Below are 15,333 nucleotides of genomic sequence, written 5' to 3' on the forward strand. Positions count from 1 at the left end.
ATTCTAATTGTTACTAATTGTTGCCTTACTTGTTATAAAGATACCGACTTCGGGCCAAGCTGGAGCATTTGCGCAACAGTGAGCTGTTGTATACTTGTCGCTTGTCGATGGCCGCTCATTTTTTTGCGTCGTTTTGCCATCATTTCTTACTGGCAGGCATCCATTCGATACAATACAGGAAATTGCCACTGGTGCATCTACCTCGCCATCGCGCAGTACACAAACATTGATCGGGCGTCTGCCCCATCCCCCAAATCCCGCCCTGAAGGGCATGGCCTCGAGCCGGAGTATGCTTTACGATGACAACTGAACTGAGTGTTCCTGCAACAACTATTCCCCTCACCTCGCTGCCGGCGCCGGTAGCAGAAGCCTGGCTGGCGGAGGTGGAGAGCAACCTTTCTCCAGGGGAGAACGTTTTAAGTAGCGTTGAGGTTGACCTCGATGCGCGATTACGTTTCACAAAAGGCATAATTGTTGTCACCGACAAGCGTTTGCTGGCCCGTTCACCGGGCGATACCACCTGGAAAAGCTGGTCTTTCCGCCCTGGATTGCGCCTGACGCACCACGACCACGCCGGTGTCGGCCACCTGGAACTGTTCGACGACCATGGCCGCCTGGCCTCGTGGCGCTTCACTTTGGGACAGAACCTGCACGCGATTCGCGTGCTGGAACAGTTTGTCGAACGCCTCGACAGCCATCTGACGGGCCAGCCCGTGCTGGAAGCGGAGCAGGAAGTGTGTCCCAGCTGCAAGGCGCCTTTGGAGCCCGAGCAGGAAGAATGCCCGATCTGCGCCAAGGTGCTGTACACGCCGCCATCGACCTGGACCCTGTTCCGCCTGTGGCGCTTTGCCCACCCTTACCGTGGCCAGCTGGCCCTGGGCTTCATGCTGATGCTGCTGAGCACTGCCGCGCACATGATTCCGCCCTACCTGACGGCACCGCTGATGGACAATGTGCTGATCCCGTATCAAAACGGCAAGCATATCGACCCGTGGCTGGTGGTGTACTACATGAGCGGCTTGCTGGGCTCGGCCCTGCTGGCCTGGTTGCTGGGCTGGGGCAAGACTTATGTGCTGGCCCTGGTGTCCGAACGCATGGGGGCCGACTTGCGCTCGGCCACGTATGAACACCTGATGAAACTGTCGCTGGAATTTTTCGGCGGCAAGCGCACGGGCGACCTGATGTCGCGCATTGGCAGCGGCAGCGACCGTATCTGCGTCTTCCTCTCGCTGCATTTGCTCGATTTCGCCTCCGACGTGCTGATGATCATCATGACGGGTGTGATCCTGTGGTCGATGAACCCCTGGCTGGCCATCATGACCCTGGCGCCATTGCCCTTCATCGCCTGGATGATCCACCTGGTACGCGACCGCTTGCGCACGGGCTTTGAAAAGATCGACCGCGTGTGGAGCGAAGTGACCAACGTGCTGGCCGATACCATCCCCGGCATCCGCGTTGTCAAGGCGTTTGCGCAGGAAAAACGCGAAGCGGCACGCTTCCGCGACGCCAACGCGCACAACCTGGCTGTCAACGATAAATTGAACAAGGTCTGGTCGCTGTTCTCGCCCACCGTCTCGTTCCTGACGGAGATGGGCTTGCTGGTCATCTGGTGCTTCGGCATCTGGCAATTGTCGCGCGGCGAAATTACCGTCGGCGTGCTGACCGCCTTCATCGCCTACAGCACGCGCTTCTATGGCCGCCTCGATTCCATGAGCCGCATCGTCTCCGTGACGCAGAAATCGGCATCCGCCGCCAAGCGCATCTTCGACATCCTCGACCACGTGTCGAGCGTGCCGGAACCGGCGCAACCGGTGAAACTGGACAAGATCGAAGGCAGGATCGATTTGCGCGAAGTCGGTTTCCGCTACGGCAACCGGGCCGTCAACCGCGGCATCACCCTGAACATCAAGGCGGGAGAGATGATCGGCCTGGTGGGTCACAGCGGTTCGGGCAAGAGCACGCTGGTCAACCTGATCTGCCGCTTTTATGACGTGTCGGAAGGCGCGATTTTGCTCGACGGCGTCGACATCCGTTCGTTCGCCGTGTCCGACTATCGCCGCAATATCGGCCTGGTGCTGCAGGAACCGTTCCTGTTCTTCGGCACCATCGCGGAAAATATCGCCTACGGCAAGCCGCACGCGTCGCGCCAGGAGATCATCGCCGCAGCGCGCGCCGCGCATGCGCACGAATTCATCCTGCGCCTGCCGCAAGGCTACGATTCGATGGTGGGCGAGCGTGGCCAGGGCTTGTCCGGCGGCGAACGCCAGCGCATTTCGATCGCCCGCGCCCTGCTGATCGACCCGCGCATCCTGATCATGGATGAAGCGACATCGTCGGTGGATTCGGAAACGGAAAAAGAAATCCAGAAGGCGCTGGACAACCTGGTGCAGGGCCGCACGACGATCGCCATCGCGCACCGCCTGTCGACCCTGCACCGGGCCGACCGCCTGGTGGTGCTGGACCGCGGCCAGGTCGTCGAAGTGGGCAGTCACGACGAACTGATGGCGAAAGAGGGCGCCTATTTCCGCCTCTACGAAGCACAGGCGCGCAACAACGAACTCGCCCTGGATGACAAGGAATAAGCATGGCCAGTACAACTTTTACATTAAGCCGCGACACTTTCGGCAAGCTGGTGATGACGGCCGAAGACGGCCAGGTCTTTGAAGGCGTGGCGCCCGTGCGCGCCTTTCCCATCCAGTCGCCCGATGAAGGCATTTCGCTGGTGCTGGGCAATGGCAAGGAAGTGGCGTGGATCGAGCGTCTCGATACCTTGCCGGAACCTGCGCGCAGCCTGCTGCAGGAAGAGCTGGAAGGGCGCGAATTCATGCCCGAGATCGCGCGCGTGAAAAGCGTCAGCAGCTTCGCCACGCCGTGCACCTGGCATGTCGATACGGACCGGGGCGAGACGCAGTTCGTGCTGAAAGGCGAGGAAGACATCCGCCGCATCGGCGCCACGTCGCTGCTGATCGCCGACAATCACGGCATCCACTTTTTGATCCGCGATATGTTCAATATCGACAAGACGACGCGGAAGATACTCGACCGCTTCCTGTAAGGAACACCCTGGAATGCGGTGCGGTGCGACCGCTCATGCCGTTCAGCTTGCGCTGAGCGGCTTTTTTTTTGACCCTCCGCTTTCCTTGTGAGTCGCCTCATTTGAGCTATACTAGTGTCTTAAAGGAGGTGGTTATGCAACGGCACACTGATGCTCCCGTCCCGGCTCAGCAAGCGAGGACGCTGTACGAAGGCATGGCGCTGTACGGCTTTGATACTGATGCGCGCATTGCGCTGATACGGCGGGGCATTCCAGCCTCGACGATCAGCCGCCTGTCCGCGCGCATGGGCATGAGCAAGGAATTCCTGTTGTCCAGCCTGGGGCTGTCGCGTGCCACCATCAGCCGCAAGGAGAAAGACGCCAGTTTGCTGTCGAAGGATGAATCGGAACGCGTGCTGGGGATTGAAACCCTGATTGGCATGGTGCAGGTGATGGTCGAACAATCGGGCGATCCCGCTGGTTTTGACGCGGCGCGCTGGGTCTCTGATTGGCTGAGCAAGCCGCTGCCTGCGCTGGCGGGCGCCACGCCGGCCAGCTATATGGATACCTTCGAGGGGCAAAGGCTGGTGGCGGAACTGCTGTCCATGACGCAGAGCGGGGCTTATGCATGAATGTGCTCTGGCGTATTGCCGTCGAGACGCCAGCCTATGCCGCCAGTGACCTGAGCGGCACCGGCGCCAGGATCACGGGTGGTCGCTGGAACAGCAAGGGCGCGCCCGTCGTGTATTGCTCGACAAGTATCGCCCTGGCTACCCTGGAAACCGTGCATTACCTGCGGGGCGGCGGCCTGCCGTTCAACCGTTACCTGGTGCGTATCGCCATTCCCGATGTCGTGTGGAATGCGCGCCAGGTACTCGATCCATTTCCCGGCGGCTGGGACGCCATACCTGCTGGCCTGGCGGGCAAGCGGGCTGGCGATGGCTGGATTGCTGCGGGAAAATCCGCCTTGCTGTTGGTGCCTTCCGTGATCGTGCCCGACGAATACAATGTCTTGCTCAATCCCCGGCATGCCGATGCCGCAGCGATCACCGCCGGCACCATCCGGCGATGGAGCTATGATCCCCGGTTTTTCCCCTGACGCTCGCTTACTGAAACGCCACTTCCGCAAAGCTGCGCAGTTTGCGGCTGTGCAGCCGGTCCACGCCCTGGCGGCGCAGCAGTTCCACGGCGCGGATGCCGATGCGCAGATGCTGGTCGACCCGTTCGCGGTAGAAGTGGTTGGCCATGCCGGGCAGCTTGATTTCGCCGTGCAGCGGCTTGTCGCTGACGCATAGCAGGGTGCCGTACGGGACGCGGAAGCGGAAGCCGTTGGCGGCAATCGTCGCGCTTTCCATGTCCAGCGCGATGGCGCGGCTCTGGCTGAAGCGGCGCTCCGGCGTGCGCTGCGGCAGCAGTTCCCAGTTGCGGTTGTCCGTGCTGGCCACCGTCCCAGTGCGCATGATGTGTTTCAAGTCATGTCCCGTCAGCTGGGTGATTTCTGCCACGGCCGTTTGCAGCGCCTGCTGGATTTCCGCCAGCGGCGGTATCGGTACCCACAGCGGCAAGTCTTCGTCGAGCACATGGTCTTCGCGCACATACGCATGCGCCAGCACGTAGTCGCCCAGGCTTTGCGTGGTGCGCAGGCCAGCGCAATGGCCCAGCATCAGCCAGGCGTGCGGGCGCAGCACGGCGATGTGGTCGGTGATGGTCTTGGCATTGGCCGGTCCCACGCCGATATTGACCATGGTGATGCCGCTGCCATCGGCGCGCAGCAAATGGTAGGCGGGCATCTGCGGCAGGCGCGGCGGCGCGGCGCCCAGCGCATCCTCGCTTTCGACGGTCTGTCCCACGCGGCGCGTGACCACGTTGCCCGGTTCCACAAAGGCGATGTAGCCGTCGTCGTCCGAGGGCGCTTGCGCGTCGGGTGCGCGCTCCATCATGGCGTGGCCCAGGCGGATGAATTCGTCGATGTAGAACTGGTAATTGGTAAACAGGACGAAGTTCTGGAAATGCTGCGGCGAGGTGCCGCTGTAATGGCGCAGGCGCTGCAGCGAGTAATCGACGCGCGGCCCTGTGAACAGGGCCAGCGGCTGCGCTTCGCCATGCGCCGGTTCGTGCGTGCCGTTGGCGATGCCGTCGTCCATGGCCGACAGGTCGGGCAGGTCGAACAGGTCGCGCATCGCCAGGCGGCGGCCCGCATCCATATTGCCTTCGATATGGTCATGCTCGGCGAACGAGAAGTGCACGGGGATCGGCTGGGCGCTCACGCCCACTTCCAGTTGGACCTTCTGGCCGCTGTTATGATTTTTCAGCAGCAGGGTGAACTGGTCGAGGTAATAGTCGCCGAACAGGTCGGGGCGCGTCAGCGTGGTTTCAAACACGCCCGGGCCGGCGACAAAGCCGTAAGCCAGCGGCGAGTCGGCGCGCGCCACGGTGTCCGTCTGGATGCGCACGAAGGGGTAGCAGGCGCGCACTCTTTCGTGCATGTCTTCGCCGGCGACAAAACGCTGCAGCGCATCGCGCAGGTGTTCGATGCTGCTGCGGTAAATGGCTTGCACTTGTTCCAATGCCAGGCGTGGATCGTCGAAGCGTGAGGAGGCGATGAAGGGGGGCGTAAGCAAGCTGATTCTCCTTGTAGCGGTTCGTGCATATCATTGTAAGGCAGCGCGGCAACTCTTGTCGGTGCATCTTGGGCCGCTTGACGGATTCAAATAGAATCTGTATTCTATTTGAATGGTCAGACTTGCCAAATTCAACGAAAACAACTTTATCGACAGCGCGATTGCCATCGCCGCCCAGTGCGGCGTGGGTGCCGTGTCGATGGCCGCCATCGCCGTCAAGGCCGGTGCGCCCATCGGCTCCGTGTATCACCGCTTCGACTCGCGCAACGCCATCCTGGCGCGCGCCTGGCTGCGCGTGAAAAGCGATTTTCGCGAGGAAGTGGCCAGCCGCTGGCTCGGCGGCGACACCTGGGCCGGCGTGCATGGCTTGCTGGACTGGTGCCGGCGCAAGCCCGTGTATGCGCGCTTCCTGCTGCAATGCGCGGACAGCCCCGACTTCAACGGTGGCCTCAGCGAGGAGCTGGCCGCCGCCGTCGAAGAAGAGCAGGCGGCGCTCGACGCCTGCTTTGTCCGCTGCGCCGAAGCCATGCCCGCCACCACGGAGCTGGACCTGGACCACATGCTGCTCAAGTTCGTGCTGATCGACGCCCCCGTGGCTGTCGTCAAGCCTTACCTGACCCAGGAGCGGCCGATACCGGCCAGCGTCGACGCCATGCTGCGCGCCTCGCACGATGCCGTGCGTGGCTGGGCCTCACACACCACATCACACTAACAAAGAAGAAATCCATGCGCTATTCCACCCAGCTTGAACACGGCAAGAAAATCCCCCTGCATGACGAAGAAGGTTTCATCGGCATGCGCGCGGCCGGCCGCATCGCCGCCGACACGCTCGACTACATCACGCCGTTCGTCAAGCCCGGCGTCTCGACGGCCAAGCTCGACGCCCTTTGTGAAGAATTCATGCGCGCCGCCGGCGCCATCCCTGGCACCATCGACTACCACGGCTACAAGCACGCCAGCTGCATCTCCGTCAATCACGTGGTCACGCACGGCATCCCGTCCGAGACCAAGATCCTGAAGGTCGGCGACATCCTCAACATCGACGTGACGCCAAAGTTCAACGGCTGGTTTGGCGACACCAGCCGCACCTTCAAGGTGGGCGCCGTCTCCATCCTCGCCAACCGCCTGGTCAACACGGCGTATGAAGCCATGATGGCCGGTATCCACACCGTGCGCCCTGGTGCGACCTTGGGCGACGTGGGCGCCGCCATCGAGGCGGTGGCCAAGGCGCAGGGCTTTTCCTCCGTGCGCGACTTCTGCGGCCATGGCGTGGGCCAGGTCTTCCACGACACGCCGCAGGTGCTGCACTATGGCCGCGCCGGCACGGGCATCGTGCTCGAACCGGGCATGATTTTCACCATCGAACCGATGCTCAACGTAGGCAGCTACCAGGTCAAGGTCTTGCCCGATAAATGGACGACGGTAACGAAAGACCGTTCGCTGTCGGCGCAGTTCGAGCACTCGCTGGCCGTGACGGAAACGGGCTTTGAAATTTTCACCCTGACCGGCTTGCCGGACCCGCTGGTTTGAGATGCACAGCGCCAGCCTGACGCAGCGCCTGCTGAACCAGCACCGTCACGGCGCCGAGGACGCGCTGCAGCAGGTGGCGCTGGCCGTCGTGCAGCAGGAAGGCATCCGCAGCGACAGCGTGCTGCGCTCCGAGCGCATCGCGGCCCTGGCACCGCAAGTCGAGGGCGTGGTGGTGCTCGCCGAGTGGCTGGCCTACGTGGACTGGGAAGGGTTTGACAGCGCCCTGTATTCGAACATCGAGGCGGTGGCGGCGCTGATCGCCGGCGAGCTGCAGCTGCCTGACGTCGCTGCCAACTTGCTGCAGGCGCGCGACGCGGTCGTGTTCGAGGCGCAGCGCCCCGCGCTGGCGACAGCAGCATTGCTGTTCATCGAGTGCCACATCGCGCTCTTTCCCTGACTGCGGCCTGCGTCTTGCAATGGCGGCAAGCATCCGACGCCAAACCCGTCGGCCTTGCAGGCATGGACGGGCGCCACCGCTTAAGGCTGACCCTGGGCTAGCGCCTTGATCGCGCGCTCCTCGCCCATGGCGGCGGCGATCTTCCAGCGCTGCATGGCGCTGGCGCGGTCCGGGCGCTTCAAGCCCGCGCCTTCCCAATCCATCAGGCCAAGATTGTAGATATCGCCCGCGCTGCCCTTGTCGGCGGCCAGGGTGAACCATTTGCGCGCTTCCTTGTGGTTGACGGGGATCTGGTAGCCGCGCACGTGGTACAGGCCCAGCAAATGCATGGCTTGCGCATTGCCCTTGTTCGCGGCCTGTTTCAGCAGGTCGAGCCCGCGCGCCATGTTGCGCGCTTCCTGCCAGCCTTCGGCCAGCATCACGCCCTTCGCCGTCAAGGCGTAGCTGTCGTTTTTCAGCAGGCCCTTGCCGACCAAAAGCTTGGCGGCGACCTGACGCGCTTCGCGCTGCTGGGCCGTCGGTGCGGTGACGGGGCCGGGCTTGCCTTCGCCCATCAGCAGCATCCAGCCATACAAACCATACGCGCCCGCGTCGCCCTTTCCGACCAGGCTTTCCAGCATGGCCAGCGCCTGCACCTTGTCGCCATTTTCATACAGCTTGACGGCTTTGGCGCTAGTGGCGTCCTGCGGCACGACGGCCGGCGCATGGGGCGCCACGGTTGCCGACGCCATGGCCGCCTGCTGTGGCGGCGGACCGGGGCGCACGCGCACGGGCAAACCATAGCTGGCGGCCAGCACGGCCAGGCTGGCAGGGGCGAGGATCAGCACTTGCGCCAGCTGGTTGCGGCGGCCCTTGCCAGCGATGCGCATGGCGCGTTCGGCTTGTTGCTGGCCGCCCAGCGCTTCGCTCAGCACGTTTTTTACCTTGCGGTTGAACAGCCAGTAGCCGGCGGCCGTGACGAGCAGCCCGGCCACGGCGGCGGCGCCGCGCCCGGCGAAGAACCAGGTGGCGATGGCGGCTGCCAGCGCGCCCAGCGCGCTTTTCCACCAGGATTGCTTGGCTAGCCGCGTGTAGACCTGGCGCAAGGCGCCCAGCACGCAGGTGCGCACATTCTGCGCATACTCGGCGGAGACGACATCGACGTGCGCGTGGTCCGCTTCGCCGCTGAGGACAGACTCGATCACGTCCGCATTCAGTTCCGAGGCGGCCACGTCGCGCAGTGGCGTCAGCAAGCCTTGCACGTGGGCCGAGAACAGGCCGTCGTCGGCGCTGCCGGCCAGCGCGTCGCTGAGGGCCTTGAGGTCGCCGCGCAGCAGCTTTTCCACGATGTCGTCCAGGGTCAGCCAGCGCAAGTCCTTGCCATACGCCACCAGGTGGTGCTTTTCGGCGTTGCACGATGCGTCCAGGCGCACGATGCGCAGCTTGCCTCCATACAGGGCGTCGACTTCCTGCGGCTGGTCTTCATTGTAAATGCTCACTTTCGCCAGGGCCAGGCTGCTGGCAATGGCCGCCAGTGAGTGCACGCTCTCCTTGTCGCGGATGCGGCGCGCCTCGTCAGGCGCCTGCTTGGGCAGGCTGACGCTGTAGCCGGGAGCAACGTGCACGTCGACCCAGGCCGCTTGGCCCACCTTGCCGGAACCGTCGCAGGGGTTGCAGCGCAAGTCGCCCACGCCGCTGCAGGTACGGCAGGTCACGCTGCCGCTGGCGCGGCAAGTGCCGCAATTGATGTTGCCGGAACCGTGGCAGCTATTGCACGTGACCTTGCCGAAGCTGCAATGGTAGCAATTGCGATGCTCGGTGCGGTATTGCGTGCGCGTTTCGCTGTGGTAGCTGGTGTGCGAGCTGCCGTTGCTGTAGGTGGTAGTGGGCACTTGTACCGTCACGTAGTCGGTGACTTGCTCGGCGACCGTGCCGTTGCCGCTGCAATACGAGCAAGACACTTTGCCGCTGCCGTAGCAGCCATACGCGTCGCAGCTGACGGTGCGCCCGCCATGGCAGCTCCAGCAGGTCTCCGTGGTCGACCCATGGCAGGTGTGGCAACTGATGCGGCCCTTGCCGGTGCAGTTGCTGCAGGTGTCCAGGTGCCAGTACTTGACGGCGTGCGGCAGGTAGACGCCCGCCTCGACGCCATTGTAAGCCTGACCCGCCTGGCGCAAGGCATTGTCGAGCTTTGCCGCCGCGCGGCGCAGGCGTTCCTTTTCCTGCGCGTGGGCGAGTGCCCCCACCTCGTGGGAAGCACAGTGGCAGTCATGGCCCGATGCAGTGAAATAGCCATTGATGACGCGCTGCTCGAAGCGCGCTTCGAGCGCGTAATTGGCCTGCAAGGAAAAATCCTGCAGCACATCTTCCTCGCTCAGCGGCGTGATGTCCTGCGGCTCGAAACGCGTCTTGTCATGCACCAGGGTGCGCAGCTTGCCCAGCACCGTGGGTATGTCTTCCTTATCCAGGCGGATGGTCGCAGGCGCCGCCGTCACGGTCGATGCTGGCACCTCGGGCAGGTCGTTGCTGCCGGGAGTGTCGGTGGCCGTCTCGGTGCTGGGGTTCATGCGCGTCCTTTTGCTCTCTGGAAAGATGTTTTAATTTTAGCATCCCCATATGACAAACCGGACGCGCTTTTTCAGCACAGGCCGCGGCGAAACTGGTCGGGCGTGCCACCGCTTTGCCGGCGAAACATGGCGATGAAGGCGGAGGCCGTGCTATAGCCCAGTTCCAGCGCGATCGCCTGCACGGTGTCGCCCCGTTCCAGCAGGGGCAGGGCGGCCAGGAAACGCTGGCGCTGGCGCCATTCGCCGAACGGCATGCCCAGTTCGCGCTGGCAGCGGCGCGCCAGCGTGCGCTCGGTCACATGCAATTGCGCGGCCCAGTCGGCCAGTGAGCGGTTACTGCCGGGATCCGCCTGCAGGGCTGCCAGCAGCGCCGCGATGACGGGCTCGTCGCTGCCCGGCAGATAGTTGCGGCTGCAGGGCGCCAGCTGCAACTGGTCGACCAGCACTTGCGCCAGGCGCTGGTCGGCCAGGGTGGCGGGCGTCGTGACGCCCCGTTCGGCAAAGTCGCCGAGGATGGCTTTCAGCAAGGGACTGAGCACCAGCGCGCACGGCTGCGCGGGCAGTTGCGCGCACAGGCTGGCATCGATGTAGGCCGAGTGAAACACGACATCCTGGCGGATATAGCCGTCATGCAAGGTATCGGGCGGTATCCACACGGCATACTGGGGCGGCGACAGGTAGCGCTGGCCCGCCACCATGATTTCCATCACGCCCTTGGAGCAATACGTGAGCTGGCCCCAGGGATGGCTCTGGTAATCGAATTGCTGGTGCGCGTGATAATCGTCGAGGCGAAAGTACACGGGATAGGGCAGGGCGTCGGAAACGGCGGGGAAATGCTGGTTGCTGGCCATCGTGTCTTTGTCCGGTTCTTCGCATTGTTTGTCCGGTATGCATTATATGCATGGAATCGGACCATGCGAAAATGGCCGCCATTGAATAGTGGAGTTCTTCGCATGCAAGCCAGGCATTATCTGTTTCCCGTGATCGCCGTGCTGATCTGGGCCATCAATACCATCGTCAGCAAGATGGCCGTGGGCGTGATCGACCCGGCCGCCATCTCGTTCTACCGCTGGCTGCTGGCCGGCGTGCTGCTGGCGCTGGTCTTCGGCCGCGCCGTGTGGAAGCAGCGGGCCGTGGTGCAACCGTATCTTGGGAAGCTGTTTGTGCTGGGCATGTTGGGCATGGTCATGTACCAGTGCCTGGCCTACATCGCCGCGCAAACGACGACGGCCACCAACATGGGCATTTTGGCGTCCATGATGCCGCTGCTGGCCGTGGGCCTGTCCGTGCTGCTGTTGAAAGAAGCGCCCACCGTGGGCGGCGTGTTTGGCGGCCTGGTGTCGCTGCTGGGACTCGGCTATCTGCTCAGCCATGGCGACCCGGCCGCCCTGATCGCCCATGGTGCGGCCTTGGGCGACGCCCTGATGCTGCTGGCCTGCCTGTCGTATGCCGGTTACGGCGTGCTGCTCAAGCGCTGGAAGATTCCCATGGATAACTGGCATTCGCTGCTGATCCAGGTCTGGTGCGCCGTGCCCGTGCTGTTCGTGTATTACCTGAGCCAGTCCGCGCCGCCCGTCAGCAGCGCGGGCTTGCCGCTGGTGCTGTTTGCCGGCATCCCCGCCTCCATCATCGCGCCGTTCTTGTGGATGCATGGCCTGGCCAGGCTGGGGCCCAGCCGCGCCACGACATTGATGAACCTGTTGCCCGTGTTCACGGTGATTATCGCCCTGCTGTTCCTGGGGGAAACCTTGCACAGCTACGACGTGATCGGTGGCGGCGTGACCTTGCTGGGCGTGGTGATGGTGCAAACCCTGAAACGCCCCCTGCGCCGCCGCGTCAGCGCTTGAGTAATCCCCAATAAGTTATTGTGATTTCTGACTTCCATAACCGGCGCTCTGCAGCGTTGCCTGCTGCTAGCAGTGCTTGCACTGCGTCGCAACAGGCGCCTTGCATAGCATCCGGTTCTGTTCGTCATAATTTCACAATAATTTCCCGAGGATTACTTAGTTTTTTTGCTATGCTGATGCTTTGAACAAGGAGGCAGCATGCATAGCATCGACACTCTGTTGAGCGAACTCGAAGCATTCGGCAGCAGCAACGATGCGGCGCATGTGGAGCGCGCCAGGCGCATGCTCAACATCACGCGCGACACGGGCGAGCTGCTGGCCGTGCTGGTGCACGCGCGTGGTGCGCGCCGGGTGCTGGAAATCGGCACCTCGAACGGTTACTCGACCCTGTGGCTGGCGCGCGCGGCGCGCTCGCTGGGTGGCAGCGTGGTGACGGTGGAAAAGGCGCAGGACAAGTTCGACATGGCGCATGCCAACTTTGTGCGCGCGCAATTGCAGGGCGTGATAGGGCAGTTGCTGGCCGACGCGGGCGACGTGCTGCACGATGCTGCCGACGGCGCCTACGATTTCATCTTCCTCGATTCCGCGCGCCAGCAATACGCACAATGGTGGCCGCAGCTGGACCGCACGCTGGCGGCCGGCGGCATGCTGGTGGTCGACAATGCCAGTTCGCACTACGCGGACATGGCGGGCTTCCTTGACGCCATCCGTGCCGACAGCCGCTACACGACGTGCCTGGCCACCGTGGGCAAGGGCGAATTCATCGCCGTCAAGGCGGCCAATTAGCTATTTATTCGGCGACGATGGCCGCTTCGAGCACGCGCACCAGCGATTCGACGCCCTGCGCGTCGACATCGTCAAAGCGTCCCGTCAACGGGCTGTCAAGGTCGAACACGCCGATGATCTGGCCGTTCGCAAACACGGGCACCACCAGTTCCGAGCGCGAATTGACATCGCAGGCGATGTGGCCGGGAAACGCGTGCACATCCTGCACGACGATGGACTTGCCTTCGACCACGGTGGTGCCGCACACGCCGCGGCCCTTTTTGATACGGATGCAGGCCGGCTTGCCCTGGAATGGCCCCAGCACCAGTTCCTCGCCCTTGAGGAAATAAAAGCCGGCCCAGTTGAGGCCCGGCATGGTGTTGAAGACCAGCGCGCTAAAGTTGGCCGTATTGGCGATGAAATCGGTTTCGCCCGACAGCAAGCCTTGCAGCTGCGAGCGCAGGTCCGCATACATGGTTTGCTTGGCTGCGGGGGTGTCGGTGCCGTAGGCGGCGTCGCTGATGGTAAACGTCATGGTCGTGGTGGCGTACAAAATGGGGAAGGCGTCATGGTAGCGCGTCTGGCGCATCCGCGTGCAGCCTTCACTTTTTCAAATGCTCCAGCGCCAGCTGGCGCAGCAGGGGCATGGCCGCATGGCCGTGTTCTTCCCGCCAGGCCAGGCCGATGCCGGCCGCCAGTTCCTCCCCCTCCACCAATGGCCGGTAGGCCACGCCAGCGAGGCGTAGCGCGCGGAACGAGTCGGCCAGCAGCGCCATGCCCTTGCCGGCCGCCACGTCGCTGAGCAGCACATGGTGGTCGGGCGCTTCGCGCAGGAAAATCGGCGCGAAGCCATGCCGGCGGAAGATGTCCTGGCAATGGTCGAAAAAGGCGGGTTGGCGCGCCCGTTCAAACCAGTAAATCGATTCTGCCGCGATGTCGTCCAGGCTAAGCTTGCGCTTCTTCGCCAGTCGGTGGCCGGCCGGCAGCGCCAGCATCATGGGCTGGCGCGCCAGCGGCTGCACGGCCAGCTCGAAGGTGGCGCTGGGCAGGGCGAGCAGGGCCGCATCGAGCTGGCCCTTGCGCACGGCCGCGACCAGGCGCGGCGAGGGTGCCGCCGTCAGTTCCAGGCGCATGCTGCCCAATTGCTTGTCCAAGGCCGCCAGCAGGGGTCGGAACAGGCCTGCTTCCACCGAACTGGTCAGGCCCAGGCGCAGGCGCGCGGGAGCGCTGTCTTGCCGCAGTGACGCTTGCGCTGCTTCCAGCAAGTTGAGGATGTGCAGCGCCTGCGGCAGCAGGGTACGGCCCGCCTGCGTCAGGGCCACGCCCTGCGTATCGCGTTCGAACAATCGCGTGCCCAGCCTGTCTTCCAGCAGCCTGATGGCGCGCGACAGGGGCGGCTGGGTCATGTGCAGCTGTTGCGCCGCCTGGCGGAAGTTCAGGCAGCGGGCGACGGCGCAAAACAGGCTCAAGGCATGGGTATCGAGGCTTCTCATACCAGAAAGGTATCACGAAATTGCGCATTCCCTTGCTTGCTGGCGCGGCGCAGACTAGCCGTATTGACGTAAGGGAGATCAACATGCAACTGCAACAACGACGCATCGGCCGTAGCGGCTTGAGCAGCTCGGCACTGGGCCTGGGCTGCATGGGCATGTCGGAATTCTATGGCGCCACGGACGAGGCGCAATCGCTGGCCACCCTGGAAGCGGCCCTGGCGGCGGGCGTGAACCTGTTCGACACGGCCGATGCCTACGGCTTTGGCCACAACGAGCAATTGCTGGGACGCTTTTTGAGCAAGCACCGCGGGCAAGCCCTGGTCGCCACCAAGTGCGGCCTGGCACGCGAGGCGGGCAGTTATGCGCGCCGCGTGGACAACTCTCCCGCCTATATTCGTCGGGCGTGCGTCGCGTCGCTGGCGCGCCTGGGCGTGGAAGCCATTGACCTGTTTTACCTGCACCGCCTGAATCTCGATACCCCGCTGGAAGACTCGATGGGGGCGCTGGCGCAACTGCGGCAAGAGGGCAAGATTCGCGCCGTAGGCTTGTGCGAAGTGAGCGCCGCCACCTTGCGGCGCGCGGCGGCGATCTGCCCCGTGGCCGCCGTGCAGAGCGAATACTCGCTATGGACGCGCGAGCCGGAGCAGGGCGTACTGGCCGCCTGCCGCGAAGTGGGTGCCAGTTTCTTTGCCTACAGCCCGCTGGGGCGCGGTTTTCTGACAGGTGCCATTGCCGGCGCGGACAGCCTCGACGCCGGGGATTTTCGCCAGTTCAACCCCCGTTTCGCGGCCGATAACCTGGCGCGCAACCAGGCCATCGTGGCGCTGCTCAGGGACCTCGCGCGTGGCAAGGGTTGCACGCCGGCACAGCTGGCGCTGGCCTGGCTGCTGGCCCAGGGCGACGACATCATCCCCATTCCCGGCACCAAGCGCATCGCCTATCTGCACGACAACCTCGGCGCGCTGGCGGTGCAGCTGGACGGGGCCGAATTGGCGGCGATGAGCGCCGCCTTTCCCTTGGGCATGGCGGCGGGCGCGCGTTATACGGACGAGGGCATGAAGGGTGTGGATGCCTGACAAAAGACGGTCGAGTGTACGCCA

At 63.7% G+C, this 15,333-nt stretch carries 15 protein-coding genes; 10 read left to right on the forward strand and 5 right to left on the reverse strand.

Going from position 1 to position 15,333, the window contains the following annotated elements; genetic code table 11:
* Window positions 1-299: 299 nt before the first annotated feature.
* The 4 genes from ACQ4WN_RS19700 (at window position 300) to ACQ4WN_RS19715 (ending at window position 4,133) form a co-directional block, all read left to right on the forward strand.
* Window positions 300-2,582 carry a cyanophycin metabolism-associated ABC transporter gene (locus ACQ4WN_RS19700; RefSeq protein ID WP_436553040.1) on the forward strand — a complete coding sequence of 761 codons (2,283 nt, stop codon included), beginning with the start codon at window positions 300-302 and terminating at the stop codon, window positions 2,580-2,582.
* 2 nt (window positions 2,583-2,584) lie between these two features.
* Window positions 2,585-3,055 (forward strand): cyanophycin metabolism-associated DUF1854 family protein, encoded by a 471-nt coding sequence (locus tag ACQ4WN_RS19705; protein ID WP_096237265.1) that lies wholly within the window; start codon window positions 2,585-2,587, stop codon window positions 3,053-3,055.
* Between the two features lie 134 nt (window positions 3,056-3,189).
* Complete coding sequence (locus tag ACQ4WN_RS19710) at window positions 3,190-3,666, forward strand: Xre family toxin-antitoxin system antitoxin (RefSeq protein ID WP_436553041.1); 477 nt, start codon at window positions 3,190-3,192, stop codon at window positions 3,664-3,666.
* A complete protein-coding gene (locus tag ACQ4WN_RS19715) occupies window positions 3,663-4,133 on the forward strand; it encodes an RES family NAD+ phosphorylase (RefSeq protein ID WP_436553042.1) in 471 nt (156 codons plus the stop codon). The genes ACQ4WN_RS19710 and ACQ4WN_RS19715 overlap by 4 nt, the downstream gene beginning before the upstream one ends.
* Window positions 4,134-4,140: 7 nt before the next feature.
* Here ACQ4WN_RS19715 and ACQ4WN_RS19720 read toward each other — a convergent pair whose 3' ends face one another.
* Window positions 4,141-5,655, reverse strand: a complete 1,515-nt coding sequence (locus ACQ4WN_RS19720; RefSeq protein WP_436553043.1) for an AMP nucleosidase — start codon at window positions 5,653-5,655, stop codon at window positions 4,141-4,143.
* A gap of 112 nt (window positions 5,656-5,767) precedes the next feature.
* Here ACQ4WN_RS19720 and ACQ4WN_RS19725 point away from each other — a divergent pair, with 112 nt between their 5' ends.
* Genes ACQ4WN_RS19725 through ACQ4WN_RS19735 form a run of 3 tightly spaced genes read left to right on the forward strand, consistent with a single transcriptional unit; the run spans window position 5,768 to window position 7,582 of the window.
* Entirely contained in the window at window positions 5,768-6,367 is a 600-nt protein-coding gene (locus ACQ4WN_RS19725) for a TetR/AcrR family transcriptional regulator (protein WP_436553044.1), read from the forward strand.
* 14 nt (window positions 6,368-6,381) lie between these two features.
* The gene (gene map, locus ACQ4WN_RS19730) at window positions 6,382-7,185 is read left to right on the forward strand and encodes a type I methionyl aminopeptidase (RefSeq protein ID WP_219114851.1); all 804 of its coding nucleotides are present in this window, start codon (window positions 6,382-6,384) and stop codon (window positions 7,183-7,185) included.
* A gap of 1 nt (window position 7,186) precedes the next feature.
* Window positions 7,187-7,582, forward strand: coding sequence for a hypothetical protein (locus ACQ4WN_RS19735; RefSeq protein ID WP_436553045.1), 396 nt, complete (start codon window positions 7,187-7,189; stop codon window positions 7,580-7,582).
* An 80-nt stretch (window positions 7,583-7,662) separates the two neighbouring features.
* On the opposite strand, the gene ACQ4WN_RS19740 is transcribed toward ACQ4WN_RS19735, so the two are convergent.
* Window positions 7,663-10,128 (reverse strand): tetratricopeptide repeat protein, encoded by a 2,466-nt coding sequence (locus ACQ4WN_RS19740; RefSeq protein ID WP_436553046.1) that lies wholly within the window; start codon window positions 10,126-10,128, stop codon window positions 7,663-7,665.
* Between the two features lie 71 nt (window positions 10,129-10,199).
* Window positions 10,200-10,979: an AraC family transcriptional regulator gene (locus tag ACQ4WN_RS19745; RefSeq protein ID WP_436553047.1), complete on the reverse strand. Its 780-nt coding sequence runs from the start codon at window positions 10,977-10,979 to the stop codon at window positions 10,200-10,202.
* 102 nt (window positions 10,980-11,081) lie between these two features.
* Between ACQ4WN_RS19745 and ACQ4WN_RS19750 the strand changes: the two genes are divergently transcribed.
* Both ACQ4WN_RS19750 and ACQ4WN_RS19755 read left to right on the forward strand, forming a co-directional pair.
* A complete protein-coding gene (locus tag ACQ4WN_RS19750; protein ID WP_436553048.1) occupies window positions 11,082-11,975 on the forward strand; it encodes a DMT family transporter in 894 nt (297 codons plus the stop codon).
* 198 nt (window positions 11,976-12,173) lie between these two features.
* Window positions 12,174-12,761, forward strand: coding sequence for an O-methyltransferase (locus ACQ4WN_RS19755; protein ID WP_436553049.1), 588 nt, complete (start codon window positions 12,174-12,176; stop codon window positions 12,759-12,761).
* A 4-nt stretch (window positions 12,762-12,765) separates the two neighbouring features.
* Here the strand turns inward: ACQ4WN_RS19755 and ACQ4WN_RS19760 are convergent, their stop codons facing one another.
* Both ACQ4WN_RS19760 and ACQ4WN_RS19765 read right to left on the reverse strand, forming a co-directional pair.
* Window positions 12,766-13,275: a GAF domain-containing protein gene (locus ACQ4WN_RS19760; protein ID WP_436553095.1), complete on the reverse strand. Its 510-nt coding sequence runs from the start codon at window positions 13,273-13,275 to the stop codon at window positions 12,766-12,768.
* A gap of 67 nt (window positions 13,276-13,342) precedes the next feature.
* Window positions 13,343-14,233 carry a LysR family transcriptional regulator gene (locus ACQ4WN_RS19765; RefSeq protein ID WP_436553050.1) on the reverse strand — a complete coding sequence of 297 codons (891 nt, stop codon included), beginning with the start codon at window positions 14,231-14,233 and terminating at the stop codon, window positions 13,343-13,345.
* Window positions 14,234-14,316: 83 nt separating this feature from the next.
* Here ACQ4WN_RS19765 and ACQ4WN_RS19770 point away from each other — a divergent pair, with 83 nt between their 5' ends.
* Window positions 14,317-15,309 carry an aldo/keto reductase gene (locus ACQ4WN_RS19770; protein ID WP_436553051.1) on the forward strand — a complete coding sequence of 331 codons (993 nt, stop codon included), beginning with the start codon at window positions 14,317-14,319 and terminating at the stop codon, window positions 15,307-15,309.
* Window positions 15,310-15,333 lie beyond the last annotated feature (24 nt).

The sequence above is a fragment of the Janthinobacterium pasteuri genome (genome assembly GCF_051380775.1).
GTDB lineage: Bacteria > Pseudomonadota > Gammaproteobacteria > Burkholderiales > Burkholderiaceae_D > Janthinobacterium.

Bases quoted from the DNA above. Each gene is read 5' to 3' on its own strand.
- ACQ4WN_RS19700 (WP_436553040.1), top strand. From the start codon at position 300: ATGACAACTGAACTGAGTGTTCCTGCAACAACTATTCCCCTCACCTCG.
- ACQ4WN_RS19705 (WP_096237265.1), top strand. From the start codon at position 2,585: ATGGCCAGTACAACTTTTACATTAAGCCGCGACACTTTCGGCAAGCTG.
- ACQ4WN_RS19710 (WP_436553041.1), top strand. From the start codon at position 3,190: ATGCAACGGCACACTGATGCTCCCGTCCCGGCTCAGCAAGCGAGGACG.
- ACQ4WN_RS19715 (WP_436553042.1), top strand. From the start codon at position 3,663: ATGAATGTGCTCTGGCGTATTGCCGTCGAGACGCCAGCCTATGCCGCC.
- ACQ4WN_RS19725 (WP_436553044.1), top strand. From the start codon at position 5,768: ATGGTCAGACTTGCCAAATTCAACGAAAACAACTTTATCGACAGCGCG.
- map (WP_219114851.1), top strand. From the start codon at position 6,382: ATGCGCTATTCCACCCAGCTTGAACACGGCAAGAAAATCCCCCTGCAT.
- ACQ4WN_RS19735 (WP_436553045.1), top strand. From the start codon at position 7,187: ATGCACAGCGCCAGCCTGACGCAGCGCCTGCTGAACCAGCACCGTCAC.
- ACQ4WN_RS19740 (WP_436553046.1), bottom strand. From the start codon at position 10,128: ATGAACCCCAGCACCGAGACGGCCACCGACACTCCCGGCAGCAACGAC.
- ACQ4WN_RS19745 (WP_436553047.1), bottom strand. From the start codon at position 10,979: ATGGCCAGCAACCAGCATTTCCCCGCCGTTTCCGACGCCCTGCCCTAT.
- ACQ4WN_RS19750 (WP_436553048.1), top strand. From the start codon at position 11,082: ATGCAAGCCAGGCATTATCTGTTTCCCGTGATCGCCGTGCTGATCTGG.
- ACQ4WN_RS19755 (WP_436553049.1), top strand. From the start codon at position 12,174: ATGCATAGCATCGACACTCTGTTGAGCGAACTCGAAGCATTCGGCAGC.
- ACQ4WN_RS19760 (WP_436553095.1), bottom strand. From the start codon at position 13,275: ATGACGTTTACCATCAGCGACGCCGCCTACGGCACCGACACCCCCGCA.
- ACQ4WN_RS19765 (WP_436553050.1), bottom strand. From the start codon at position 14,233: ATGAGAAGCCTCGATACCCATGCCTTGAGCCTGTTTTGCGCCGTCGCC.
- ACQ4WN_RS19770 (WP_436553051.1), top strand. From the start codon at position 14,317: ATGCAACTGCAACAACGACGCATCGGCCGTAGCGGCTTGAGCAGCTCG.